Below are 25,641 nucleotides of genomic sequence, written 5' to 3' on the forward strand. Positions count from 1 at the left end.
GTTTTTTGTCAGATGCTAATGACTAATGACTAATGACTATTTATTATGGTGCTAAAAGTTAACTACTAAATGAAAATGGATACACTATTCCGTAACTCCCGGAGAAAGCTCTCTCAAGGGTTGATATTCTGGCGTGAAGTCGGTGAAAAAACTCCTATAATTTTTTTACATGGTGCTTGGAATGAGAGCAGTCAATGGTTATCTGTAATGGAGTCCCTTGCACAAGATTTCCATTGCTTTGCACCTGATTTGTTAGGGTTTGGTGAGTCAGAAAATCCCAATATCCACCATTCGATAGATTTACAAGTGGAGTGTCTAGCTGAGTTTTTGCAAGCTGTCAAGCTAGAAAAAGTATATTTAGTAGGGCATTCTCTTGGGGGTTGGATTGCTGCTAGCTATGCTTTAAAGTATCCGGAGAAAGTTGATGGTGTGGTACTGTTAGCACCAGAGGGCGTAGAGATAGCAGGACAAGAACAGCATTGTCGAAAGATGCGGCGATTACTGAACTATCCACCACTAATAGTTAAACTGTTGCGATCGCTAACTCCCTTCACTAAAATTCTGGGTTGGCATGAAAAGATTGCACAGGATTTGCAACTGCGTCAGGCGCTATTGCCGTATCCCATAGGTTGCCAGTTACTTTTCAAACGGCGACAAGCAGAAATTGAAGCGGAATTAGTGCAAAAGCGGCTTTACATGATAGATGTCCCAGTTTATATTTTACAAGGTGGCCAAGATACACCAGATGCTTTAGCCAAGAGCCGAGTTTATGCTCAACTGATGCCGAAAGTCGAGTTGAAAATGATTTCCCATGCCGGAAATGACTTACCAGAATCTTGTTCTGGGGTTGTGGCGATCGAGATTCGGGAGTTTATTGAAGGTATCTTAAAAAGCTATAAGTTAAACGAATTAAACTAGCTCATTAAGAGTTTGCTGCCAATCCACTATACATATTCCTTCACTCTCAAAGCGTGAAATGTGTTTCAAGTTTGTTGTCACAACTATAGCGGTTCTCGCTTGAGTGAGATACAAGAACCCCACCCCCAACCCCCTCCCCGCAAGCGATGAGGGGAATATGATATACCTTATATGATTAGGAAACGCTATATAACCTAATCAAAACTCTTCAATTGAAGAATTGCTTGATCAGCAAGAATTACATCACCATCCAAGCTGTCATTACTTGCCGTAGGCTTTCCCTGGTTTCGTGCACATGCCCCTTGCGATCGCCCCAATATTTCCCATTTACTCATCACCTATTACTATTTGCCGCATTCCCCAAAAAATTAAATTTTGTTCCCCAATCAAACGTACTGTAATTTCAGGATATAAGGCTTGTAGATAGTTTAGTAATAAAATGCGATCGCCACCTTTAATCGCAATCTTTCCATCAGGAAATAAGTGCCACCACGTCTCAATGAAATATTTAATTCCAGCTAAGATAGTGTAAATTACTCCACTTTGAATTGCTTCTGTAGTATTAAGTGCAAAACGTGGTGGTAAAGACGCAATTTTTTGCATTTCTACTAATGGTAATTGTCCTGTTTTTTGACCAAGAGCCGCAAATTGCAAGCCTAATCCCGGCAGAATTGCACCTCCAATCAGACCTTGGTTTGCATCCGCAGCTGTAAAAGTCAGCGCTGTTCCAGCATCAATCACCAACATTGGAAAACCCCACGTTTTTCCCGCACCACACAAAGCTAAAGCGCGGTCAATTCCTAGTGTGGGATAAATACCTTTTAGTGGTATTTGGTCTAAGGTAATAACGCGAACGTTGGGATAAGTTTGCCAAATAGCAGTTTGGCTGGGAACTACGGAGGCTATGAAGAGCAAAGGGGGAGATGAGGGCGATAAGATAAGATTTTCTCCCCTTGCTCTGTGATGGGGTGGAAAAATGTTCTTTAGTAAATCATCCAGAGTTTGACATTCAGCCAACTGTTGTATAACAGACTCAGGTAGATGGTCGGTATCCCAAGCTGAATAAAGCGTCTCGCCAATAAACAACGCCCAATGTAGCCGAGAGTTCCCAATTTCCAAAGCTAGCCAAACATTCTCTATGTGTTCTAGGTGCTTATGCGGTTTCACTCTTTTAACTTTTTTAAGTCAGTCATAGGTTTTTTAATAAAAATTAACATTCAAGCCATGTAACAATAAACCTAGAGGAATAAATACTCAATTTGTCAAGGAGGGGAGTTATGGTAGCGCTCACCGAAAAAACTGAAAAACAGCTCACCATACAGACTGTAGAAATCGCTCAAGAGACGACGGCTATTCGCTCTTTGGATTGGGATCGCGATCGCTTCGATATTGAGTTTGGTCTGCAAAACGGTACTACTTATAACTCGTTTCTCATCCGTGGGGAGCAGACTGCCTTAGTTGATACCTCCCACGAAAAGTTTCGTCAACTATACTTTGATACGCTGACTGGACTAATCAAGCCAACAGAGATTGATTATTTGATTATCAGCCACACCGAGCCAGACCACAGCGGTTTAGTTAAAGATTTGCTGCAAATGGCTCCAGAAATCACTGTTGTCGGTTCTAAGGTGGCGATTCAGTTTCTAGAGGATTTGGTACATCAGCCATTCAAACGGCGGATTGTGAAAAATGGCGATCGCTTGGATTTGGGCAATGGTCATGAATTTGAATTCGTGATTGCTCCAAATTTACATTGGCCAGATACCATTTTCAGCTTCGACCACAAAACCAAAATTCTCTATACTTGCGATGCCTTTGGGTTACACTATTGCTCAGATAGCACCTTTGATGAAGACTTGGCAGCTATCGAAGAAGACTTTCATTACTACTACGATTGCTTGATGGGACCGAATGCACGGTCAGTTTTGTCTGCCCTCAAGCGCATGGGGGAACTGAAAACCATCGGTATGATTGCCACAGGACACGGCCCATTACTATCTCACAACGTTGAGGAACTAGTTGGACGTTACCGCACTTGGAGCCAAACCCAAGCCAAGCCAGAAACGGCAGTTGGAATATTTTACGTTTCCGAATACGGATATAGCGATCGCCTCGCGCAAGCAATTGCCAACGGGATCGGTAAAACTGGTGTCGCCGTGGAAATTGTCGATTTGGGATCTGAAGTCGATTTGCAAGAACTGCGGGAACTAGTTAGCCGTTGTGCTGGACTAGTTGTTGGTCTACCTCCGGCTTCTGGCGCTGCGAATATCCAAGCTGCACTCAGCACAGTTTTAGGATCTGCCAAAGAAAAGCAAGCCATCGGCGTATTTGAAACCGGCGGTGGCGATGATGAGCCGATAGATCCTTTGCTGAGTAAATTCCGCAATTTGGGTTTGACAACAGTTTTTCCAGCGATTCGGATTAAACAAACGCCTACGGAAAATACTTACAAGCTGTGTGAGGAAGCGGGTACAGACTTAGCTCAATGGGTAACACGCGATCGCAGCATCAAAGCCATGAAATCCCTTAGTGCTGACTTAGATAAAGCACTAGGTAGACTCAGCGGTGGACTATATATTATTACTGCCAAAAAAGGCGATGTTTCCAGTGCCATGCTAGCTTCTTGGGTTGCTCAAGCTAGCTTTAAACCCTTGGGATTTTCCATTGCAGTAGCTAAAGACCGAGCAATTGAATCACTCATGCAAGTAGGCGATCGCTTTGTTCTCAACATCTTAGAAGAAGGCAATTTCCAACCACTAATGAAGCACTTTTTGAAACGGTTCGCCCCTGGCGCAGATCGCTTTGAAGGTGTGAGAACCCAGCCAGCCGAAAATGGTGCCCCTATCCTTAACGACGCCCTCGCCTACATAGAGTGCGAAGTCATCAGTAGAATGGACTGCGGCGACCATTGGGCAGTATACAGCACCGTCTACGCCGGACGGGTTTCTAAGCCAGATGCTTTGACTGCTGTGCATCACCGTAAAGTCGGAAACCACTACTAATTTTGGATTTTGGATTTTGGATTTTAGATTAATAATCCAAAATCCAGAAATACTCAATATTGCCTGAGTGGAAATTATTGTACTTACTTTTATCCAGTATTTCGATGTTGAATTAACAATCCAAAATCTAAAATTCTTTCAGCCATGTCAAAAAATAAACCCCGTGATGTTCAAGTTTATCCAATAGCTACAGATACAAGAGTGCTGCGATCGCGCAGTTGGTCAAGGCTCAGATTTGAAATTGAATACGCTCTTGCTAAGGGTACAACTGCTAATTCTTATTTAATTGAAAGCGATAAAACTGCCCTCATCGATCCTCCAGGGGAAACGTTTAGGGAAATTTATTTAAAAGCGTTGCAGCAGCGTTTCCATCTCGAAGAGTTAGATTATGTAATTTTGGGACACGTAAATCCTAACCGCGCTGCAACTTTAAAAGCTTTGTTGAAAATTGCCCCCCAAATCACTTTTGTTTGTTCTAATCCAGGGGCGATAAATTTACGTGGGGCGCTGGAAAATCCAGATTTGCAAATTCTTGTGATGCGGGGCGAAGAAACCCTAGATTTGGGGAATGGGCATAATTTACAATTTATTCCCACCCCCAATCCCCGCTATGCAGATCAACTTTGCACCTACGATCCGCAAACAGAAATTCTCTACTCAGATAAGTTATTTGGGGCGCATGTTTGCGGAGATCAGGTATTTGATGAAGGCTGGGAAGTATATAACGAAGATCGTCGCTATTATTTTGATTGCCTCATGGCTCCCCACGCTCGTCAAGTTGAAACAGCGCTGGATAAACTGGTCGATTTTCCTGTGAGAATGTATGCCACTGGACACGGGCCTTTGGTGCGCTATGGCTTAATCGACCTAACCAAAGCTTATCGGGAATGGAGTCAACAGCAAACATCTGCTGACTTGACAGTAGCGTTAATTTATGCATCTGCTTATGGGAATACAGCCACATTAGCCCAAGCGATCGCTCGTGGAATTACAAAAGCTGGCGTCGCCGTAGAATCGATTAACTGCGAATTTACTGAACCAGAAGAAATCCGGGCGGCTGTGGAAAAAGCTGGTGGTTTCATCATCGGTTCTCCTACCCTCGGCGGTCATGCACCTACACCTGTACAAACAGCATTAGGAATTGTGCTATCCACCGCTACTAACAATAAACTCGCTGGTGCTTTTGGCTCCTTTGGCTGGAGTGGAGAAGCGGTTGATTTAATTGAGGGTAAATTGAAAGATGCTGGCTATCGGTTTGGTTTTGACACCATTCGCGTAAAATTCAAACCTGACGATGCCACCTTGCAATTGTGTGAAGAAGCTGGAACCGACTTTGCCCAAGCACTGAAGAAGGCCAGAAAAGTGCGATCGCCAAGTCAACCTGCAACAACAGTAGAACAAGCAGTTGGTCGGATTGTGGGTTCTCTTTGCGTTCTCACAGCAAAAGAAGGCGATCGCTCCAGTGCCATGTTAGCCTCTTGGGTATCTCAAGCCAGCTTTAATCCACCTGGTTTAACCATCGCCGTCGCCAAAGACCGCGCAGTAGAAACATTGACTCATACAGGAAATAAATTTGTCCTTAACATCCTCAAAGAGGGGAATCACCTGGGATTGATGAAGCACTTCCTCAAACCTTTTGGGCCAGGACAAGACCGATTTGCTGATGTCGCCGCCGAAGAAGCTGAAAGCGGTTCTCCCATACTTACGGATGCCCTAGCATATCTCGAATGTTCCGTACAAAACCGGATGGAATCTGGCGACCACTGGCTAGTTTATGCAACTGTCGAGAGTGGCAAATTGCTAGATACTGATGGCGTTACAGCCGTGCATCATCGCAAGTCGGCAACTCATTACTAATTTTAGGGCATTCTTCCATCAAATATTATCCAGAAAATTTCCGTTCAATACCCTAAATAAAGATGTTGTGCGGAAAAATTCTATGATTGAGTCAATGCCACAAGCAGCAAACGGCGAGACAGCATAATAATCTCCTTGCATCGCAAGCCGTCTTATTCTGATAATCCAACGCTCTCTGTTAGAAATTATACTATGACTTTACGTGAACTTGAAGATCAAGCACTGAGATTATCTGCCGAGGAACGTTGGCAGTTAATCAATACATTAATGCGATCGCTCCAACCAAAACTCCAGCTAACGTCAAAGCCGAAGGGTTTAGCTGCGAGTTTAATCGGCATTGCGAAGACTGACACGTTGCCACCTACAGATGAAGAAGTGAAAGCCATGCTAGATGAGCGGTTGGTGCAAAAGTATTTGTAATGCGAGTTTTATTTGATACCAATATTCTACTGGATGCTTTGCTAGCGCGTGAACCTTTTGTGGCAGATGCTGCTTTTTTGCTGGAGACGATTGAATCTGGGCGAGTTGAAGGATTTATGTCGGCAACAACGGTTACAGATGTGCATTATTTGGTTGGACGCCAGACTAAGAGTGCTGAAGTTGCGATTGCCGCAGTGACTCAATTGTTGGCACTGATGGAAATTTGTGCGGTGGATCGTGGGGTGCTGGAACAGGCAATCGCATTGGGATTGACTGATTTTGAAGATGCGGTGCAGGTAGCATGTGCGATGAAGTTGGGGTTGGAGGCGATCGTTACTCGTGATCTAGATGGATTCACAGGTTCGCCGATTCCAGTACTTTCACCTAAAGATATGAGAAATCGATTAGTGTAGCAGAATGGCTGAGAAGTTTCGGGGGAAGGTAGGACTGACGCACAAGAAATCCTACAACCCCGTAAAAAGTTAGCTCTTAGCGTTGTGGCTATTTGCTAAAGCTGTAAATTTGCTGTGTCTCCAAGCGATCGCTTATCGATGAAGGCAGTGTACCATCCGAGAATGTCTGCCGATCGAGCTGGACTTGTAAATTACTCAAAGGATCGCAACCAGAAGAAATTAAAAATTCTAGTTTTTGGATGTATGGCAAAGTTGCGAGTTCATCCAAAATTTGGAAGATTGCCTGGATGTAAGGATGACCATTCTGCTGATACCAATCACAGCTAGCAACTTTTGGCTGATCAAAACCCAAGTGTACTGTTAAAGATGGCTCGTCAAATATAGCGATCGCTAAGGGACGCGCCTCTTCCTGTAACAATAAATCATTACTTCTCGCTAAGTGTCGCAGTTTTTCTAAACGTTCATAACGTTCTGTCACAGCTTCCGGGTCATCTCGCCAGTGGATTGCAACTGTTACCAGATAAGTTTGTAACAGCATGTGACCCAGCTTTTTGGCCTTTGTTGCCAGGTAATAAGAATTGTAGTCGGTTGCCTCAATCAATAACGGCAAGCGATCGACTACTTCCAACCCATAGCCCTTGACTCCGGCAATTTTACGGGGATTATTGGTAATCAAGCGAATCTTTTTGATGCCCAAATCCATGAGCATTTGTGCCCCCATCCCGTAGTCTCGCAAGTCAGCGGGAAATCCCAAACGCTCATTTGCTTCTACTGTATCCAGACCCATATCCTGCAATGAGTAGGCTTTCAGCTTGTTAATTAAGCCGATTCCCCGTCCTTCTTGACGTAGGTATACAACTACACCTTGACCCGCAGCTTCAATCATTTTCAGTGCAGCTTGTAACTGCATCCGACAATCACAACGTAAAGAACCCAAAGCATCACCAGTTAAACATTCTGAGTGCATCCGCACCATCACTGGCTCATCTTTGAAGTTAGCTGGATCGCCCTTGACAATTGCAACGTGTTCTGTATTATCCAGGGTATGGCGGTAGGCGTAAATTTCAAACTGACCAAATTGACTAGGCAGCTTAGTAATCACCTCACGATACACTAAGCGATCGTGCTGTAGGCGATAACTGATTAAATCGGCAATACTAATAATTTTTAAATTGTGACGTTTAGCATATTCGACTAACTGCTGCAACCGTGCCATTGAACCATCGGGATTTTGAATTTCACAAATTACCCCCGCTGGGTATAGCCCTGCTAGTCGAGCTAAGTCCACAGCTGCTTCCGTATGTCCTGCGCGTTTGAGTACGCCTCCGGCTTTAGCCCGAATCGGAAAAATATGACCGGGACGACGTAAATCGGTAGGTTTTGTTGCTGGGTTGAGAGTAACCTGAATAGTGCGGGCACGGTCTTCTGCTGAGATGCCGGTGGTCACGCCCAAATCTGGCCCGGCATCAATACTAACAGTGAAGGCTGTTTGGTTAGTATCTGTAATGTTGCTTACCATCAAGGGTAAGTCTAGCTCGTCTAGGCGATCGCCTGTCATTGCCAAACAAATCAGTCCTCTAGCTTCCACCGCCATGAAATTAATCATATCGGGTGTGGCAAATTGGGCAGCACAAATTAAGTCGCCTTCATTTTCTCTATTTTCATCGTCTACCACTACAATCACACGACCAGCTTTTAGGTCTGCTAAGGCGGCATCAATGGAATCAAATTTAAAAGCTTGGGTAGTATTAGGCTGTGACACAGAAAGATTTCCAGCTACCAACGTAAATTTTTTTAACAATTTCTTCTTTTAGATTGTAGCTCCTTTATAAGGCAGAGAAGTAGACTAGCAATGATTTGATAACGTGGCAAAAATTTCTGCTATTAAAAGTGGGGATATAGTGTAGCGACAGTAGAAGAGGACACAGGGACAAGGGAACAGGGGGATACGAAGATTTCTTTACCCGCATCCTCTTCTTTTCCATCTGAAAAAAGTAGAGGGGTTTGGGGCGTTTTGTACCCTGTGCGTCTAGTGGCTGATATTGTTGATAGCTGAGAACGAATTAACCATTCATGGGATGAGGATTTCAGATCATGGGCAAATTTAGACGCGTACCCGTTGGGATTGTTGGCGCGTCGGGCTATAGCGGAGTACAGTTAGTACGACTACTGATGGATCATCCAGAAGTCGAACTGGTTTATTTAGGCGGTGAGAGCAGTATCGGGAAATCCTTTGGGGATCTCTACCCGCATCTGGCTCATGCAACTAACCTGCTAATAGAAGCGGTAGAACCAGAAATAATTGCTCACCGCTGTGAAGTAGTTTTCCTGTCTTTACCAAATGGTCTGGCTTGCCAAATCGCACCCAAACTGTTGGAAAAAGGATGTAAAGTACTAGATTTGAGTGCAGACTATCGGTTCAGTGATTTAACAACTTATACAAATTGGTATGGCACTGAGAGAAGCGATCGCACAATTGCAGCTACAGCAGTTTATGGATTACCAGAACTTTATCGCGATCGCATAGCTGAAGCTCAACTCATTGGCTGTCCTGGTTCCTATCCCACTGCTAGTCTCCTTGCACTTTCGCCACTTTTAAAGCAAGGCTTAATCAGGCCAGAAACAGCTATTATCGATGCCAAGTCTGGTACATCTAGTAGTGGACGGCAAGCTCAAACCAACTTATTACTAGCTGAAGCAGACAATTCCATAACAGCTTTCAATGTTGGTCGTCACCGTCATACCCCAGAAATTGAGCAAATTTGCAGTGACCTAGCTGGTCACGAACTCATGATCCAATTTACACCACACCTTATCCCAATGGTACGCGGTATTTTGGCAACGGTATATGCCACAATGAGCGATCCTGGTCTAGTGCGAGATGACTTGATCACAATTTTCTCAGCCTTCTATCGCAACTCTCCTTGGGTGAAAGTCTGCGGTAGCGGCGTTTATCCCCAAACCAAGTGGGCTAACGGCAGCAATCTTTGTTATATCGGTGTAGAAGTTGACCCACGCACAGGTCGCGTGATTGTCATGTCAGCAATTGACAATCTAATTAAAGGACAGGCGGGTCAAGCGATTCAGTGCCTAAACCTGATGATGGGCTGGGATGAAACCTTGGGGTTGCCCAAGTTGGGGTTTTATCCTTAGTCAGTGCTGAGTACCGAGTGCTGAGTGCTGAGTGAAAAAATTACTCAGCACTCATTGCTTAGGACTTACTTAGGCCCTAAGCCCACAGCACCAGCATAAACGGCGCGATCGCCTAGTTCATCTTCAATTCGCAACAAGCGATTATATTTTGCTACGCGTTCGCTGCGACACAGAGAACCTGTTTTGATTTGACCGGCACGGGTTGCTACAGCTAAATCAGCGATCGTTGTGTCTTCTGTTTCACCAGAACGATGGCTAATTACTGAACGGATACTATTGCGAGTTGCTAAATCAATCGTTTCCAAAGTTTCAGTGAGTGAACCAATTTGATTGAGTTTTATCAAAATGGCATTAGCGGCTTTTTCCTGGATGCCTCTTTGCAAGCGAGTAACGTTAGTCACAAATAAGTCATCCCCTACCAATTGCACCCGCGAACCTAACTTCTGGGTCAGCAATTGCCAACTTTGCCAATCTTCTTCATGCAAGCCATCCTCAATTGACACAATTGGGTATTGGTCAACCAGTTGTCCTAAATAATCAATAAACTCAGCCGGGGCGTGAGGTTTACCATCGTAAACATACTGCCCATTCTTGTAAAACTCACTAGCCGCCACATCCAAAGCCAAAGCTACTTCTTCCCCTGGCTTATAACCAGCTTTCTTAATGGCAGCAACCAGCAATTCCAAAGCGACTTGATTGGATTCTAGGTTAGGGGCAAAGCCGCCTTCATCGCCCACACCAGTGAGCAACCCTTTCTCATCCAATACCTGACTGAGGGTAGCAAACACCTCTGCACCCCAACGCAACGCTTCCCGGAAGGAAGTTGCGCCAATTGGGACAATCATAAACTCTTGAAAATCCACGTTGTTTGATGCGTGTGCGCCACCGTTAATCACATTCATCAACGGTACTGGGAGTAAATTCGCTAAAGGGCCACCCAAATAACGATACAGAGGAATTGCTAGAGATTCAGCACTAGCTTTAGCAGCTGCTAAGGAAACCCCCAAAATCGCATTAGCCCCCAAATTGGATTTGTTAGCAGAACCATCTATGGAGATCATCGTGCGGTCTAGTAGTTCTTGGTTGAGGGCATCCAAGCCTAACAATTGGGGTGCAAGTGCTTCTTTGACGTTTTGTACTGCCTTGAGTACGCCTTTGCCCCCATAACGGCTTTTATCGCCATCACGCAGTTCGTGAGCCTCAAAAGTGCCAGTAGAGGCACCACTCGGAACCTGCGCCAGTCCTACAACACCGTTGGCTAAATGCACTTCGGCTTCAATTGTCGGTCTACCGCGTGAATCAAGAATTTCGCGGGCTGCGATCGCCTCAATGGCAGTATCTAGAAATTTACTCATCTGTACTTTATCCTTTGTTCGAGTGTGTTACGCATACAGTCCAGTTGCCTAACCCAATCGCTAGCATAGGCGTTTAAGAGACTTTGTTGGCTGAGATTAAAGAAGATTTCCATTATTTATATGGATACGGAGCAATGCCAAGAATGGGTAAGGGAATGTTTATTGTGTCCTTTACCTTTTAATTCTTTCTGTGATGGCATTTCTACCTTAAGACTTTGAGCTAGGTAAAATGTTGGCAGAGAATAACACTAAATCAATTACAGAGAAAAGGTCAATATGCGATTACTACACACAATGCTGCGAGTGGGTAACCTTGAAGAGTCCTTAAAGTTCTACTGTGGAGTTCTAGGAATGAAATTACTGCGCCAAAAAGATTATCCAGGGGGAGAATTTACCCTAGCTTTTGTTGGTTACGGTGATGAAAGCGACAACACAGTGATAGAACTAACCTACAACTGGGGAGTTGAAAAGTACGAATTAGGTAATGCTTACGGCCACATAGCCCTTGGCGTTGATGATATTTACGCTACGTGTGAGGAAATCCGAAATCATGGCAGTAAAGTCGTGCGCGAACCAGGCCCGATGAAACATGGTTCGACAGTCATTGCTTTTGTGGAAGATCCAGATGGGTATAAAATTGAACTGATTCAACTGGGAACTCAAGGGTCAGCAGTCAAACAGGAATCACAAGAGCAACTTGTGAGTCAGTAATTCTTATAATTAAGAATATAGGTGATGGAGTTGAGCTTCAGTAGTGCTGAGTCACTGTTCGCCTTTGGCGTCTTAGCCACTTGCTCCACTTGGGGAAACCCCAGGCGCTTGCGGACTCGCTCTAAGCGAAGCCATGCCGTTGGCGGAGCCTCTCGTAGAGAAGGCTTTACGCTGCGCTATGCGCTAAAGCGTCTCCCCTTCTCCCAAAAGGAGAGGCTAGCGCCAAGGGAGAATTTCAGAGTAGCGGTTTTCGTCGATCCTACTTTCCCCTGAGTGCGGAGTCAAACTCTATCGAAGACAATGTTGTAGGAAAATCCACGCTGATGTCTTGAAAAGCTGAACCAGATGTGGGGAGATGATTCTTCCAGCAGACAGGTGTCTCGCACTCCTGTTAGCCGAAAGTGCAAGACTTTTCGCTTTTTACCTCACCTCTTTAAGCGGGTTAGGGGATCTCCTCTGCGTAAATCCTATTAGTATTACCCTCATCCTGTCGTTGATGAGCAACACTAATAACGTCGGCGTAGCCCGCACTTCTCTACGAGACGCTGCGCTAACGCCATGGTTAGACTCCGCTCACCAGCCGCTCAGTGACCATCGTAGAAATCGCTCCAATACCACCATCTGGGAAAGTCTGTTTATAACAGTATTTTCGTTTTAAATTAGGAAATAGGTAATGGATTAAACTATCACCAATTACCAATTCTGAATTGCCACTAGAGATACACGCGGATATACGCTAAGAATGTTTGGATAATTAGGGACTGGGGACTAGGGACTAGGAATTAGTGACTAGGGAAGAGTTTTTCCAATACCCAATACCCAGTCCCCAATCCCTAACCCCCAATCCCTAAACTAAAAATCAAAATTCCAAAATTCTAAAGATGCAACCTACAGATCCCAATAAATTTACTGATAAAGCCTGGGAAGCAATTGTTAAATCTCAGGATATAGTCCGTGCTTATCAACAACAGCAACTAGATGTTGAACATTTAATTATTGCCTTGTTAGAAGAACCCACTAGTCTAGCAATACGTATCCTAGCTCGATCTGAGGTCGATCCAATCCGCTTGCAGCAGCAGCTAGAAGCCTTTACCCAACGTCAGCCCAAAGTTGGTAAAAGCGATCAGCTTTATCTTAGCCGCAGTTTAGATGTTTTACTAGACCGAGCCGAGGAAGCTAGAGCCAGGATGAAAGACTCCTACATTTCCGTGGAACACATACTTCTGGCATTTGCTGAAGACGATCGCATTGGACGAAAGATACTCAAAGGCTTTAGTGCAGATGCAGCTAAACTAGAAGCTACTATCAAAGCCGTTCGCGGTAGCCAAAAGGTGACAGATCAAAGCCCAGAATCTCGTTATGAAGCCTTACAAAAATTTGGACGAGATTTGACAGAACAGGCAAAATCTGGAAAACTCGACCCAGTGATTGGGCGGGATGACGAAATTCGGCGGGTAATTCAAGTATTGTCTCGTCGTAGTAAAAATAACCCCGTATTAATTGGTGAACCTGGGGTAGGTAAAACTGCAATCGCCGAAGCTTTAGCACAGCGAATGGTCAACGGTGATGTTCCCGAATCTCTGAAAAACCGCCAACTCATCTCTTTAGATATGGGTAGTTTGATTGCTGGGGCAAAATACAGAGGTGAGTTTGAAGACCGTCTGAAATCTGTTCTCCGGGAAGTTACGGAATCTAACGGGCAAATTGTTCTGTTTATTGATGAACTGCATACCGTAGTCGGCACCGGTTCCAACCAACAAGGGGCGATGGATGCGGGAAATTTACTCAAACCAATGCTGGCGCGGGGAGAACTGCGTTGCATTGGCGCTACTACCCTAGACGAGTTTCGCAAACACATTGAGAAAGACGCTGCTTTAGAACGCCGCTTTCAACAAGTTTTTGTCGATCAGCCAACTGTGGAAAATACTATTTCCATTCTTCGGGGGTTGAAAGAACGCTATGAAGTGCATCACAACGTCAAAATTTCTGATTCGGCTTTGGTAGCAGCAGCAACCCTGTCAGCGCGTTATATTAGCGATCGCTTCTTACCAGATAAAGCTATTGATTTGGTGGATGAAGCAGCAGCACAGTTGAAAATGGAGATTACCTCCAAACCAGCGGAATTGGAAACCATCGATCGCCGCCTCATGCAGTTAGAAATGGAAAAGCTGTCATTGGCTGGTGAAGAAAAGGGTACTCCCCAAACTAAAGAACGTTTGCAGCGAATTGAGCAAGAAATTGCCAATTTAACGGAAAAACAGCAAATATTTAATGAGCAATGGCAAGGTGAAAAGCAGATATTAGAGGCTATAAGCGCCTTAAAGAAAGAAGAAGATGCGTTGCGAGTGCAAATTGAACAGGCAGAACGCGCCTATGACCTAAATAAAGCTGCCCAACTGAAGTATGGCAAATTGGAAGGAGTGCAGCACGAGCGCGAAGCCAAAGAAGCGAGCCTTTTAGAAATTCAAAACCAAGGTTCCACGTTGCTGCGAGAACAAGTTACCGAAGCTGATATTGCGGAAATCGTCGCTAAATGGACAGGAATTCCCGTCAATCGCCTGTTGGAATCGGAACGACAAAAACTGCTGCAACTAGAAAGTCATTTGCATCAACGAGTTATTGGGCAAGAAGAGGCTGTAGAAGCGGTAGCAGCAGCCATTCGCCGCGCCCGTGCGGGAATGAAAGATCCCTCTCGTCCCATTGGTTCATTTTTGTTCATGGGTCCTACAGGCGTAGGTAAAACCGAACTCGCCCGTGCTTTAGCTCAGTTTCTCTTTGATTCTGATGATGCATTGGTGCGCTTGGATATGTCTGAGTATATGGAAAAACACTCAGTTTCTCGCTTAGTGGGTGCGCCTCCAGGATACATAGGATATGAAGAAGGCGGTCAACTTTCCGAGGCGGTTCGCCGCCGTCCCTACTCAGTGGTGCTGCTGGATGAAGTAGAAAAAGCGCACCCCGATGTGTTCAATATTCTATTGCAGGTTTTAGATGATGGGAGAATTACTGACTCTCAGGGAAGGACGGTAGATTTTCGCAACAGCGTTATTGTCATGACCAGTAACATTGGTAGCGAACATATTTTGGATATATCTGGTGATGATTCCAAGTATGAAACGATGCGGGTTAGGGTAATGGAAGCCTTGCGATCGCATTTCCGCCCGGAATTTCTCAACCGCGTCGATGACATTATTCTCTTCCATACCCTAAATCGCACAGAAATGCGGCAGATCATCCGCATTCAACTCAAGCGTGTAGAAAATCTCCTCCGTGAGCAAAAAATCTTCTTTGAGATATCCCAATCTGCCTGTGATTACCTTGTTGAATCAGGCTACGACCCAGTTTACGGTGCCCGCCCACTCAAACGGGCAATTCAGCGAGAAGTAGAAAACCCCCTGGCCACCAAGTTATTGGAAAATACTTTTATCTCTGGAGACACGATTATCATTGATAAAAATGAAAACGGTCTGTCTTTTAGCAAAAAAATCCTGGTAAAGGTGTCAGTACCACAGACTGCTACATAGCATCTAGCGAATTTGATGAGAGACAGTTCTCATTAGTATCAACTTACGGTGAAATCGGCGGTTATAAACCGCGTTTACACAGGCAAAACCCGCTTTCGTGGGTTTCAATCCCTCAATTTTTCTTAGTCCGCGGAAGCGGACTTTGTTTGTGTAGCCACGCATTCTATTCGCCCTGGCTTTCTTTATAAATGACCTTTTAATAAAAGAGATGTCAACAACAATCTTCCCGACTTCTCTAACAAGTCGGGCAACTGAGCCGGACATCTGATTATTTTGCACCGAACTGATATCTTTTCTTTAACAGCTGGGTATTATAAGCTTACTCTGCTAACAACATCTTCATAAATTTGTCTTCAAATAAAACACATTTCCGCAATTTTACTGTGAAGTTATGCTCTTATTGTTTATCAGGCTTGAATTAAATAATTCTGAAAAAATCAGTGTTTACCGGATAAAATCAACAATTCATCAATGATATAACTTTAAATAAATTGTCTTTTGTTGTAGCTACTTTCTTTTGAAGTTAGTAAAAACAGATGCAGTAGTTAGATAAATATAGTCTCATTCTTTGCCTGTAGAAATATTTTACAGGCACGAATGGAGATGTCAAAAAAAATAGAAAATCCGCTACAATCCACTTGACAAGGAAGCAGCTATGTCTCGAAAACGTCAGCTAGTCAAGGCAATTCAAAAAACCTTCAAACAAATTAGCAAGCAGTTTTTATCTGCAATTAACAAGCAAATTATTTGGCTCCTGCGGGCTTGTTTTGGCACTCGAAGAAGACGCGGCTCAGAGAATGCTGGGTTTTTATTACCGACAGTGGCAATGGTGTTGATAGTAGTTGTCTTATTGACCACTGCCATTTTATTTCGGTCTTTTGAACGCTCCAAAAATGCCAGTAATGTTCGGGTGAACGAGGCTGTGCTTAACGCTGCGACACCAGCCCTTGACAGAGCTAGAGCAAAATTAGACAAGCTATTTGATGACCGCCGACTCCCACGAGCCACACCCTCAGATACAGCTTTGGAGGGTATCTTCAAAACAAAAATTTATTTGGATGAATATACCTTTGGAGACGAAACTCAACTAAATCTGAATTATACCGGTCAAACAGCACTACCAACTGGATGGATGTTCCCCATTGATACAAATAACAATGGGAAATTTGACACTTATACTCTTTATGGAATTTATTTCCGAAATCCGCCTATAAGTGGTGGCACATACAGTCGTACTAGAAATCCTCTAGAGGCCAGAACTCCACCCATGACCTCTGGTAGTATAAGCAACGGTTGTGAAGATACTTTAGGAACAAGTGCTACTTTAGTTGGGAGTACTGGCTGGTTTAATATTGCTGGTAAGCTTAAAAAAAGCTTTTTTGTTTACACTGCTAATGTTCCCATCACTAACCCACCAACGACTGGAAGTGATGCAAATAAATACGAAGCTTTCACAGGGAATAAAGGTTTTTCAGGTTTAGAGTATCAACAAGACCGTGTACAACTACCGCTAGTTAACAATGCGGTGGTTTATGAGGATGATATAGAACTTACACCTGGTCCCACATTTAACCTAAATGGACGGATATTAACTAATAGTAACTTCCTGACTGGTAGCGGTTTTCAATTTGTTACGCTTTATCAGGTTAGTAGTAAAGATTCCTGTTTTTACGATGATGATAATGCCAAAATTATTGTAGGTGGCAATTTAGCAGCAGGCCCTTTCACGGGTAATGACGATTTAGGTAACAGTACTGGAGTGCATTTATTTCAAGGCAAAGGAGTTAATCCTAATACCGCTTCTGGTGTTAAAGATAACAAATCAGTTAATAGAACACCAAATGAAATTGCCTATAATAGTCTAGCCTATGTACAGCGTATCAATCTCTTAGTGCAAGCGCAGACGCCTAACAATGCAACTGATCCACAGGAAGTCAAAGATGGCATTACACAGCAACTAAAAGTCTTAAATCTAACTACTTCCACTGCCTCCACAGAGCAACAAGCTACTATTCGTAATAACCAGCTAGGACTTTACTTTAAAAAACGTACTCGCCGTGTACCTTATTATGAAGTTCCCTTTGGTATAAATGGAGTAGGAACTTATACTACTAGTACAGTCCTAGAAGGAAGCGGTGAGTCACTGCGTCCGCCGGACACCTGGGTTTATCCCTTTGATCCCAGTGATGGTAAAACTGAGACTAATTATGCCAAATTAAGACTCAAACCTAATGCTTCTGATAACACTAAGCTGTTACCTAGTGCTACAGAGCCAACTAAGCAGCAACAAGTAGGTAAAGAACAATACGTTGGCGATCGCATTTTGCTTGGTAACAATCTACCTGCATTGTGGTGGAACGGGACAACATTTATTGGTTCAGATAGCACAGATACCCAAAATATTACAGGTATTAACTGGGACGACCCGTCAACTGTAAATCGCAATCGTCGCAGTCGTGTACAGCAACTGGCTGATTTAGGAACTGTTGAGCGAGATGGAGATTGGGAATCAGCAGCTTCTAAAGTACCAACTACTCCACAAGATCCTGTAGGCGGCTTACGGGTAGTGACTGGTGCAGGGATTTATTTGCCTAGTAATTTGATTGTTAGTAGCCCCCCAGCAGACTTCACCGCAGCTACAACCAAAATCTGGTCAGATATGATGCCAGTTCCTTCGGAAACAGCTACCGTTGGAACAAGCGTTGATGCTAGAGATATAGCAGGCAACTTTGACTATTCAACAATCCAAGTATCAAATCAACCATATTTACGGATGCGGGCTACGGCAGTTTATCACTACCAAGCGAGTGGCTACAATCCCCTAACCCCTGCACCCATTGCTTGCATAAGTAGTTACTACGACCCCACTAATAGCACCACAGCTAAGAACCTCAATAGTCTTCCGTCTGCGACAGGTTTTATATATGACAAAGCCACAGATGGTAGATCCCATAATGGTATTGTCTACGCAGCTCCAACAAAGACTGTTTCTGACTATTCAGATTTACTAAACTATCAAGCTAGTTTAAGGTATCCCAATGGGCGGTTGGTAAATGAAGTACTGAGCAAAGCTCTGCCAAAAGCAGCTGCTTCTCGGACACTCTCAGAGCAGTCTGCTATTGATACTGCTATTTGTGCCATCCAAATATTAGACGGTACTATCGGCAGTCCAGATAATAGCGTCATCCCTCACGGCGCAATTTACGAAACTGCGTTTTTGGATGCAAGGCAGATTAAGGCAATTCATAGAGATGTAGATGCAGCTGGTACTAGTACCCCAGGTGTACAAACATTCACCAACGCCGATGGTGATGGCAGTGGAAATTTCGCAAACCCGAATACACAATACGAACTTGCCAAAGAAACCCGCCAACCCCTAGAAATTCGCACCACTGTATTAGACTATAATGCGCTGCGGCTGAAAACGTATGGTAGTGAAACACCACAGGAATACTTAATTCCCAATAGCGGTATTATTTACGCTACACGGGATGATGCCCTTTTAGATTTGAGTGCTAGTTCTACTAATGGTAAAGACATACAAAAATCAAATAGCCCAGTAGACTTTAAACTCGATCCAACTCGCCGTCCCAATGCGATTATGTTGAGAAACGGCGACCCCACTGGCAACCCCAACGGAAGCATCTGGCGTGTTCAAGCTTACAGAGATGCAGAAAAAGGGTTGATTTTAGCCTCTAACTTGCCTGTATATATTAAAGGCGACTTTAATAAACATACCCAAGAAGAGTTTACTACAGCTTTAACTAGTGATTTGAGCAATTTCTACTCTCGCACGGCAGCAACCCGTAATAAAAACTTTGCTTGTCGTACTGGTGACGCTAGACTACCAAACTGTACCACTGGGGATGCATGGCGGCCTGCTAGCGTGTTGTCAGATGCGATCACACTTCTTTCTAATAACTTTGAGTTGGGCTACCGCAACGATGGAGACTATGACCTAAATAATAACCTGGGGGACGCTAATTCTATTAACGTATTGAAGCAAAACGGGTTTGATACCAATAACGCTAATGTCATCAATGCTGGCTGGTATGACACCAGTACTGGTTATCCCAGTTCCACCAGTACAAAAAGTTCTTACCTCAATAACTTTGTTACACCCATCCAGCGAAGGAAATACACTACTACAGCTACCGTTCCAGAGTATTTAATGGAGTACTGTCCAAAACTACCTGTTTCAGCTTGCACTGATCCAGTTAATGATTGGGTTATCGCTCCTGGTGTTAAAGCCTCATCTGCTATTGGACTGTCTTTTTCTCTTACTACCTATAAAGCAGGTACATCAGCGCAATTACCAGCAGATTCCAACTATCAGAGGTATCCTCGTCGTCTTGCTTTCAAGCGTGATACTACGACTGGTGAAGTGCTATTGAATAATAGTAAACCTATTATTTTAGGTATCAAGAGTGGAGTAATAAAAGATTTTCCAATAGATAGTTTTACAAGCAATGCAGATACTAGACCAGATCCGAAAAATAATGGTCTATGGTTCCGAACAACCAGTCCTAATGACGATACTCAACAGCTAAAGTTCACTCTAGGTTCAGGGGCAAGCTATCAACCAATTTTATCGCCAGTTTTACAAATTCAAGCAGCTTTCGACGATGAAAATGCATCACCAGTATCAACTAGCAGAATAGGCCCTAGCAATACACAGGATAGTTACTGGATACAATGGGCAACAAGTACCACCTTTAACCTAGCCGCAGCAGGCGGAGACACCCCAGCTCGTCCTACAGAAGATAATGGTGGTTTACACAACTTTGTCCGCTTCCTGGAAAATTGGAACCCAACTGGCGACTTAAACGCAGCTGTTGCAGCTATAGTTAACGGCTCTTTTATCCAAAGAACTCGTAGTGTCTATGCTACTGCACCATTTGTAGCATTTTTAAATAATTCACCTACCATTACCAGCAATCCTCCTACTGTATATCCGATCGCGAATGCTGGTGGTCAAGTACCTTTTTATCAAGCTCCTAAACGGCAGTGGGGTTATGATGTCGCTTTGCTATCGCAATCACCAGACGCATTTTCGCAAAAGTTAGCGATAACGCCAGATGACAAACCCAATGAATACTTTCGGGAAGTTGGTCGAGATGATGCATGGGTGCAAACTTTACTGTGTGCAAAAGACACGAAAGGAACCGTTAGTACAAGTGATGATACTGATGCTGTCGATCAAGCTCAACGTCCTACTAACTGCCCATCATAAAATTTTAGAAGCTGGTGATTAGCAATGATTAAGCACAAACAACAACAAATCCACCCTTCTGGTGAATCTGGTTTCACGATCATTGAATCGTTGGTAGCAATGCTAGTAGTTACTATCTTACTAGCAGCGATCGCACCTACCATCGTCATTGCAACAGCAACTCGCGTCCAATCAAAACGCGTAGAACAAGCCACACAAGCTGCCAGAACTTTCATTGACAGTGTGAAAACCGCAGCAGTGGCAATCCCTGATGCTACTAATGCCACTATTACATTGACTCAATCAGCCGCTGCAACACCCAGGAGTTTAGGTGACAATTTACTTACCACCACAAATATGCCAGTTCCTACAACATCAACATCGCAATATTTATATTGCGTGACAAAAGATGCAAACAATAACTTAGCTATTACAAACCCAGACTGTACTAGCAACACAAACAAGATATTTTACATTCAGGCTGTAAAAATTGTAGTAACAGGAAGCAATCCAACAGATACAACAGGTCTACCAAAGGATGGCTACCGTTTGGGAATTCGAGTTTATCGGTCAGATATTGACTTTACTAAAACTGTCAAAGCTAGCGACGCTAATATTGCAGGCCAGTCTAAAACAACACAAAACATTTTCACTGGGACTTTAGGCGATCGCCAATCTCCACTAGTGGAAATGACCACTGAAATTGGTTCTAGAAACACTTCCTTCAATGCTCTGTGTCAGCGTCTTGCTATTACTAATCCTAGCAGCAGCACACCTAGTAACAACACTTGTAATTAATTCCTGTCTAGTAAGGTTGAAAGCTGACTTTTCACATTATGTGGAAAAAGCAACGTAAAACCTAACCTCCAAGCAAGCTTCCTTTATACGGAAGGGGGAAAATTCAAGCCTCTCTCTTAGAAGAGAAGTTTTCCAGATCCCGTAAAAAGTCAGGTTGAAAAATAAGCTAAAAAACATCTAATTTGCATAATCGAATTGAATATAGCTCTTGTAGGGTGGGCATCTTGCCCGCCCAGTATATGCAATTTAAATATAGAACAGCTTATAACTTTTAGGACACTAGTCATTCAATAACCACAATGGTTAGTATTGCGAATATTTAGTATAACTGTACACCACCATTCGCTAGATGTATTTCTATCACTAAGGGGCAGACCGAAGTTATGAAGAATTTACTCAGATTTCTTCTCAGCATTCAGCTGAAACACTCTAAGTTTGTTCAGCAAGTTAATGGTTTTACCCTGATAGAACTTTTGGTAGCCTTATTGCTGGCATTCCTTGTGATTACACCACTGCTAGGATTCATGGTAAATATTCTCAGTACAGATCAGAAAGAACAAGCAAAGGCAAATTCTGAACAAGAAATCCAGACAGCAGTTAATTACATTGCCAATGATTTACAACAAGCTGTCTATATATATGATGGAGCTGCACTGACTACCAATTCAAATACTGTCCCAGCAAGCTCAGGAATTCAAGATCAAATACCCCCTGTTAAAAAAGCTGGGATTTGTGATTCTTCTGATACTACTGTTACTTGTAAACCCATTTTAGTGTTTTGGAAACGCAAGTTTATCCAACGCGCTACAACAAGCACAGATGATACTTTTGTTTACTCATTAGTTGCCTATTATTTAATCAAAGACAATAGCACCACTTGGTCAAAAGCGGCTCGTATTGCCAGATTTGAAATTAGTGATGGAATTCTAGCTACTGGCGGTATCAGTTGTGGTACTGACTATCCCAATGATAAATATCTTGACGCCAACAACTGCCCTAATCCAGGTTTTCAGCGTTTTAACCTGAATCTACCAGGTGCCGCAGGTATAACTCAGCAAATGAATTCATGGAAAACAGTCTCGTCAGCTTACACTCAACAACCTTTAGTACTAATTGATTTTATTGATCAAACCTCTATTGCAACAAATCCTACTTGTCCTGCGGGAACACTTAGCAAGGGTAGTTTTATGGGCTTTTATGCTTGTGTTGATACTCCCAATACAACAGCACAGGTATTTTTACGAGGTAATGCACTAGCTAGGTTGCAAAATAGCAATTTTGATTACTCTTCAAATAACCAAACTTACTTTCCGACTGCAAGCGTCCGCGTGCAGGGACGTGGATATTTATATAGTAAATAAACTTCAGAATAGACAACACAACTAATAGTGGGGCATTATGGGCAACCTAACTTTAAAGTTATTCCACACTAGGATGTGTAATAAAAACACCAAAGAGCGATTTCATTTTCAAGACGATGCTGGTTTTACTTTAATAGAAGTACTTGTAGTGGTGCTAATGATCGGAATTTTAGCAGCGATCGCAGCTCCTAGTTGGCTAGCCTTTGTAAATCGACAACAGGTAAATAAGGCTAACGATGCTGTTTTAGCCGCACTGCAAGAAGCACAGCGCGAAGCTAAAAACAAAAAACTTAGCTACAGTGTCAGTTTTCAGAAAAATACTACAACCCAAAATGTAGAGGTTGCTGTTTATCGTACTAAAAAGAGTGATGGTAGCAATTTGCCTTTTGCTGAAATCAGCACATGGAAACCGTTAGGGGCAGATGTGGGAGCCAATTCTGATAAATTACTGCTGGGTGCAAATCTTAGTGCTGAAAACATTGCAAATTCTACTACTAATTCTCCTGTATCCTACCCTCCCCCAAGTACGCCAACAAAAATTACCTTTGACTATATGGGAGCTTTGACTTCACCAACTCCAAACTTTGGAACAGCTACAGCCCCTTCGACAGAGCCACCTGGGTTAAAAATAGTGGTAGCTGTACCAAGCGCTGCAAATTCTACATTAGCTAGTAGCGTAAAGCGATGCGTCATTGTGAAAACTCTCTTAGGATCAATGCTTACAGCAAAAGACGATAAATGCAGTTAAATGGTTTAGGCAGAAATCTTTATTCAAAAATACGCAATAACACTGAACATAAAACTGCACGTTGATAGCAAAATTAGAATATCATGTGCAGTTTTAATATTTGATAGTTTTATTTAAGAGTCGCTGATAAATTAGCTATTGGCTGAGTATGTAAAAAGCGTCCTAATCAACATATCAAAATGTAACTTTTGTCAAATGACTAAGAACCTTGACTTTACTGTAGCTATCCCAACTTATAACGGTGAAAGTCGTTTACCTGAACTACTAGAACGACTACAAAACCAACTTCACACCGAAAATTTATCTTGGGAAATTATAGTTGTAGACAATAACAGTACTGACAACACAGCTAAAGTTGTTCAAACCTATCAAAAAAATTGGCAGTGTCCTTACCCTTTAAAGTATTGCTTTGAAGCAAAGCAAGGTGCAGCTTATGCCCGAAAAAAGGCAGTTGCAGAAGCTAAAGGTAAATTCATAGGTTTTTTAGATGATGACAACTACCCAGTATCAAATTGGGTATCAACAGCTTATGCTTTTGGTGAAAAACATCCAAAAGCGGGAGCTTATGGCAGTCAAATTCATGCTGACTGGGAAGTAGAACCACCAGAAAACTTTCAGCGAATTGCTCCATTCTTGGCGATTACAGAGCGAGGTAATTTACCACTGTTATATGAAGCAAATAAAAAATTACTACCTCCATCTGCTGGACTTGTTGTCCGTAAACAAGCGTGGTTAGAAAGTGTACCAGATAAGTCTATTTTAACTGGGAGAGTTAAAGGCAATATGCTTACCAGTGAAGACTTAGAAATGTTGTCTTATATCCAAAAAGCAGGATGGCAAATTTGGTATAACTCTGAAATGGAAATTTCTCATAGAATCCCAAAATTTCGTTTGGAAAAAGATTATTTAATTCCGTTTTTTCGAGGCATTGGACTTAGCCGTTATGTAACTAGAATGGTCAATATAAGAAAGATATATAGACCATTAGCTCTTTTGACTTATATGCTCAATGATCTTCGCAAAATCGCTTTTCATTTACTAAAATATCGAACTAAGCTAAGACAGGATTTAGTAGTTGCTTGTGAAATGGAACTTTTTGTAAATAGTTTAATTAGTCCTTTTTATCTTTGGAAAAATGGATATTTTAAGAAATAGTTTATCAAAACATTAGGTATTATGACTCAATTAACAGTTGAAAATTTAGATATTAGCGTAGCCATTCCTGCATATAATGGAGCGGCCCGATTACCTAAAATTTTGGATAAACTCTTAACCCAGACAGGAGTAGAAAAACTTAGCTGGGAAATAATTATCGTAGATAACAATAGTTCTGATAACACATTAGAAATAATTCAAAATTATCAAAAGATATATGATGGAAACTGTCATTTGAGATATTTTATAGAAACCGAACAGGGAGCCGCTTTTGCCAGACTGCGGGCAGTACGTGAAGCTAGAGGGCAGCTAATCGCATTTTTAGATGATGATAACTTACCTGCACCTGATTGGTTATCAGAAGCATATATTTTTGGATTGGAGCATCCTCAAGCAGGTGCTTGGAGTGGACAAATTCATGGTGATTTTGAAGTAAAACCGCCAGAAAATTTTGAAACAATTCAAGCTTTTTTAGCTATTAGAGAACATGGATCAAATCCACATTTATTTGATGCAGATAATTTAAGACTTCCTCCTGGTGCAGCGCTTGTTGTTCGGAAAGAAGTATGGTGTAAAAATGTACCACAGCGACCTAACTTAAGCGGGAAGTTACCTGGTATTTTGGTACAGGGTGATGACTATGAACCATTGCTTTACATACATTATGCAGGCTGGCAAATTTGGTATAACCCTACTATGCATACTTATCATCAAATACCACATTGGCGACTTGAGAGAGATTACCTTCTAAGTCTGGCACGCGGCTGTGGCTTGTGTATTTTCCAGTTACGCTTGATAAATACTAAAAATTGGCAAAAACCAATAGTGTTTGTGAAAACTATTTTAGGGAATTTACGCCGAGCATTACATCATCTTATTCACTATAGAGGGCAATTTAAAAGTAATCTAATTGCTCTTTTTGAGATGGAGTTTTACGTGGCTAGTATGATGAGTCCTATTTACTACTTAAAATGTCATATAAGCAGAGTATTAAAAAATAAATTCGCCCTATAA

19 protein-coding genes are annotated in these 25,641 nt (G+C 42.7%); 15 read left to right on the forward strand and 4 right to left on the reverse strand.

Annotation, left to right across the window (positions count from 1 at the left end):
* Window positions 1-75 precede the first annotated feature (75 nt).
* Window positions 76-918 (forward strand): alpha/beta fold hydrolase, encoded by an 843-nt coding sequence (locus tag RM347_RS01155; RefSeq protein ID WP_322722245.1) that lies wholly within the window; start codon window positions 76-78, stop codon window positions 916-918.
* Window positions 919-1,112: 194 nt separating this feature from the next.
* Here the strand turns inward: RM347_RS01155 and RM347_RS01160 are convergent, their stop codons facing one another.
* Both RM347_RS01160 and RM347_RS01165 read right to left on the reverse strand, forming a co-directional pair.
* Complete coding sequence (locus RM347_RS01160) at window positions 1,113-1,253, reverse strand: hypothetical protein (RefSeq protein WP_428850505.1); 141 nt, start codon at window positions 1,251-1,253, stop codon at window positions 1,113-1,115.
* Complete coding sequence (locus tag RM347_RS01165) at window positions 1,246-2,085, reverse strand: pantothenate kinase (RefSeq protein WP_322722247.1); 840 nt, start codon at window positions 2,083-2,085, stop codon at window positions 1,246-1,248. Before RM347_RS01165 ends, RM347_RS01160 begins: the two co-directional genes overlap by 8 nt.
* Window positions 2,086-2,195: 110 nt before the next feature.
* Here RM347_RS01165 and RM347_RS01170 point away from each other — a divergent pair, with 110 nt between their 5' ends.
* The 4 genes from RM347_RS01170 (at window position 2,196) to RM347_RS01185 (ending at window position 6,610) form a co-directional block, all read left to right on the forward strand.
* Complete coding sequence (locus tag RM347_RS01170; RefSeq protein ID WP_322722248.1) at window positions 2,196-3,920, forward strand: diflavin flavoprotein; 1,725 nt, start codon at window positions 2,196-2,198, stop codon at window positions 3,918-3,920.
* Window positions 3,921-4,064: 144 nt separating this feature from the next.
* Complete coding sequence (locus tag RM347_RS01175; RefSeq protein ID WP_322722250.1) at window positions 4,065-5,777, forward strand: diflavin flavoprotein; 1,713 nt, start codon at window positions 4,065-4,067, stop codon at window positions 5,775-5,777.
* A 192-nt stretch (window positions 5,778-5,969) separates the two neighbouring features.
* Complete coding sequence (locus RM347_RS01180) at window positions 5,970-6,197, forward strand: hypothetical protein (RefSeq protein WP_322722251.1); 228 nt, start codon at window positions 5,970-5,972, stop codon at window positions 6,195-6,197.
* Window positions 6,197-6,610: a PIN domain-containing protein gene (locus RM347_RS01185; protein WP_322722252.1), complete on the forward strand. Its 414-nt coding sequence runs from the start codon at window positions 6,197-6,199 to the stop codon at window positions 6,608-6,610. Before RM347_RS01180 ends, RM347_RS01185 begins: the two co-directional genes overlap by 1 nt.
* Window positions 6,611-6,698: 88 nt before the next feature.
* On the opposite strand, the gene ribBA is transcribed toward RM347_RS01185, so the two are convergent.
* Entirely contained in the window at window positions 6,699-8,372 is a 1,674-nt protein-coding gene (gene ribBA, locus RM347_RS01190) for a bifunctional 3,4-dihydroxy-2-butanone-4-phosphate synthase/GTP cyclohydrolase II (RefSeq protein WP_322722253.1), read from the reverse strand.
* 332 nt (window positions 8,373-8,704) lie between these two features.
* On the opposite strand from ribBA, the gene argC reads away from it, so the two are divergent.
* Window positions 8,705-9,763, forward strand: a complete 1,059-nt coding sequence (argC, locus tag RM347_RS01195; RefSeq protein ID WP_322722254.1) for an N-acetyl-gamma-glutamyl-phosphate reductase — start codon at window positions 8,705-8,707, stop codon at window positions 9,761-9,763.
* Between the two features lie 65 nt (window positions 9,764-9,828).
* On the opposite strand, the gene eno is transcribed toward argC, so the two are convergent.
* Window positions 9,829-11,118 carry a phosphopyruvate hydratase gene (eno, locus tag RM347_RS01200; RefSeq protein WP_322722257.1) on the reverse strand — a complete coding sequence of 430 codons (1,290 nt, stop codon included), beginning with the start codon at window positions 11,116-11,118 and terminating at the stop codon, window positions 9,829-9,831.
* A 276-nt stretch (window positions 11,119-11,394) separates the two neighbouring features.
* Between eno and gloA the strand changes: the two genes are divergently transcribed.
* From gloA to hpsE (RM347_RS01245), 9 genes are all read left to right on the forward strand, one after another.
* A complete protein-coding gene (gene gloA, locus RM347_RS01205; protein WP_322722258.1) occupies window positions 11,395-11,829 on the forward strand; it encodes a lactoylglutathione lyase in 435 nt (144 codons plus the stop codon).
* Between the two features lie 24 nt (window positions 11,830-11,853).
* A complete protein-coding gene (locus RM347_RS01210) occupies window positions 11,854-12,102 on the forward strand; it encodes a hypothetical protein (protein WP_428850502.1) in 249 nt (82 codons plus the stop codon).
* Window positions 12,103-12,710: 608 nt separating this feature from the next.
* The gene (gene clpB / locus RM347_RS01215) at window positions 12,711-15,353 is read left to right on the forward strand and encodes an ATP-dependent chaperone ClpB (RefSeq protein ID WP_322722259.1); all 2,643 of its coding nucleotides are present in this window, start codon (window positions 12,711-12,713) and stop codon (window positions 15,351-15,353) included.
* 655 nt (window positions 15,354-16,008) lie between these two features.
* Window positions 16,009-20,586: a hormogonium polysaccharide biosynthesis protein HpsA gene (gene hpsA / locus RM347_RS01220; RefSeq protein ID WP_322722260.1), complete on the forward strand. Its 4,578-nt coding sequence runs from the start codon at window positions 16,009-16,011 to the stop codon at window positions 20,584-20,586.
* Between the two features lie 24 nt (window positions 20,587-20,610).
* Window positions 20,611-21,363 carry a hormogonium polysaccharide secretion pseudopilin HpsB gene (hpsB, locus tag RM347_RS01225; RefSeq protein WP_322722262.1) on the forward strand — a complete coding sequence of 251 codons (753 nt, stop codon included), beginning with the start codon at window positions 20,611-20,613 and terminating at the stop codon, window positions 21,361-21,363.
* A gap of 383 nt (window positions 21,364-21,746) precedes the next feature.
* Entirely contained in the window at window positions 21,747-22,724 is a 978-nt protein-coding gene (gene hpsC / locus RM347_RS01230) for a hormogonium polysaccharide secretion pseudopilin HpsC (protein WP_322722263.1), read from the forward strand.
* A 37-nt stretch (window positions 22,725-22,761) separates the two neighbouring features.
* The gene (locus RM347_RS01235) at window positions 22,762-23,472 is read left to right on the forward strand and encodes a type II secretion system protein (protein WP_322722264.1); all 711 of its coding nucleotides are present in this window, start codon (window positions 22,762-22,764) and stop codon (window positions 23,470-23,472) included.
* A 195-nt stretch (window positions 23,473-23,667) separates the two neighbouring features.
* A complete protein-coding gene (gene hpsE, locus RM347_RS01240; protein WP_322722266.1) occupies window positions 23,668-24,627 on the forward strand; it encodes a hormogonium polysaccharide biosynthesis glycosyltransferase HpsE in 960 nt (319 codons plus the stop codon).
* Between the two features lie 21 nt (window positions 24,628-24,648).
* On the forward strand, window positions 24,649-25,641 hold the full coding sequence (gene hpsE, locus RM347_RS01245) for a hormogonium polysaccharide biosynthesis glycosyltransferase HpsE (RefSeq protein ID WP_322722267.1): 993 nt from the start codon (window positions 24,649-24,651) through the stop codon (window positions 25,639-25,641).

The organism is Nostoc sp. ChiQUE02, assembly GCF_034531305.2.
GTDB lineage: Bacteria > Cyanobacteriota > Cyanobacteriia > Cyanobacteriales > Nostocaceae > Nostoc.

Bases quoted from the DNA above. Each gene is read 5' to 3' on its own strand.
- RM347_RS01175 (WP_322722250.1), top strand. From the start codon at position 4,065: ATGTCAAAAAATAAACCCCGTGATGTTCAAGTTTATCCAATAGCTACA.
- RM347_RS01155 (WP_322722245.1), top strand. From the start codon at position 76: ATGGATACACTATTCCGTAACTCCCGGAGAAAGCTCTCTCAAGGGTTG.
- eno (WP_322722257.1), bottom strand. From the start codon at position 11,118: ATGAGTAAATTTCTAGATACTGCCATTGAGGCGATCGCAGCCCGCGAA.
- hpsB (WP_322722262.1), top strand. From the start codon at position 20,611: ATGATTAAGCACAAACAACAACAAATCCACCCTTCTGGTGAATCTGGT.
- RM347_RS01180 (WP_322722251.1), top strand. From the start codon at position 5,970: ATGACTTTACGTGAACTTGAAGATCAAGCACTGAGATTATCTGCCGAG.
- RM347_RS01235 (WP_322722264.1), top strand. From the start codon at position 22,762: ATGGGCAACCTAACTTTAAAGTTATTCCACACTAGGATGTGTAATAAA.
- RM347_RS01210 (WP_428850502.1), top strand. From the start codon at position 11,854: ATGGAGTTGAGCTTCAGTAGTGCTGAGTCACTGTTCGCCTTTGGCGTC.
- hpsA (WP_322722260.1), top strand. From the start codon at position 16,009: ATGTCTCGAAAACGTCAGCTAGTCAAGGCAATTCAAAAAACCTTCAAA.
- argC (WP_322722254.1), top strand. From the start codon at position 8,705: ATGGGCAAATTTAGACGCGTACCCGTTGGGATTGTTGGCGCGTCGGGC.
- clpB (WP_322722259.1), top strand. From the start codon at position 12,711: ATGCAACCTACAGATCCCAATAAATTTACTGATAAAGCCTGGGAAGCA.
- hpsE (WP_322722266.1), top strand. From the start codon at position 23,668: ATGACTAAGAACCTTGACTTTACTGTAGCTATCCCAACTTATAACGGT.
- gloA (WP_322722258.1), top strand. From the start codon at position 11,395: ATGCGATTACTACACACAATGCTGCGAGTGGGTAACCTTGAAGAGTCC.
- RM347_RS01160 (WP_428850505.1), bottom strand. From the start codon at position 1,253: ATGAGTAAATGGGAAATATTGGGGCGATCGCAAGGGGCATGTGCACGA.
- hpsE (WP_322722267.1), top strand. From the start codon at position 24,649: ATGACTCAATTAACAGTTGAAAATTTAGATATTAGCGTAGCCATTCCT.
- RM347_RS01170 (WP_322722248.1), top strand. From the start codon at position 2,196: ATGGTAGCGCTCACCGAAAAAACTGAAAAACAGCTCACCATACAGACT.
- RM347_RS01185 (WP_322722252.1), top strand. From the start codon at position 6,197: ATGCGAGTTTTATTTGATACCAATATTCTACTGGATGCTTTGCTAGCG.
- hpsC (WP_322722263.1), top strand. From the start codon at position 21,747: ATGAAGAATTTACTCAGATTTCTTCTCAGCATTCAGCTGAAACACTCT.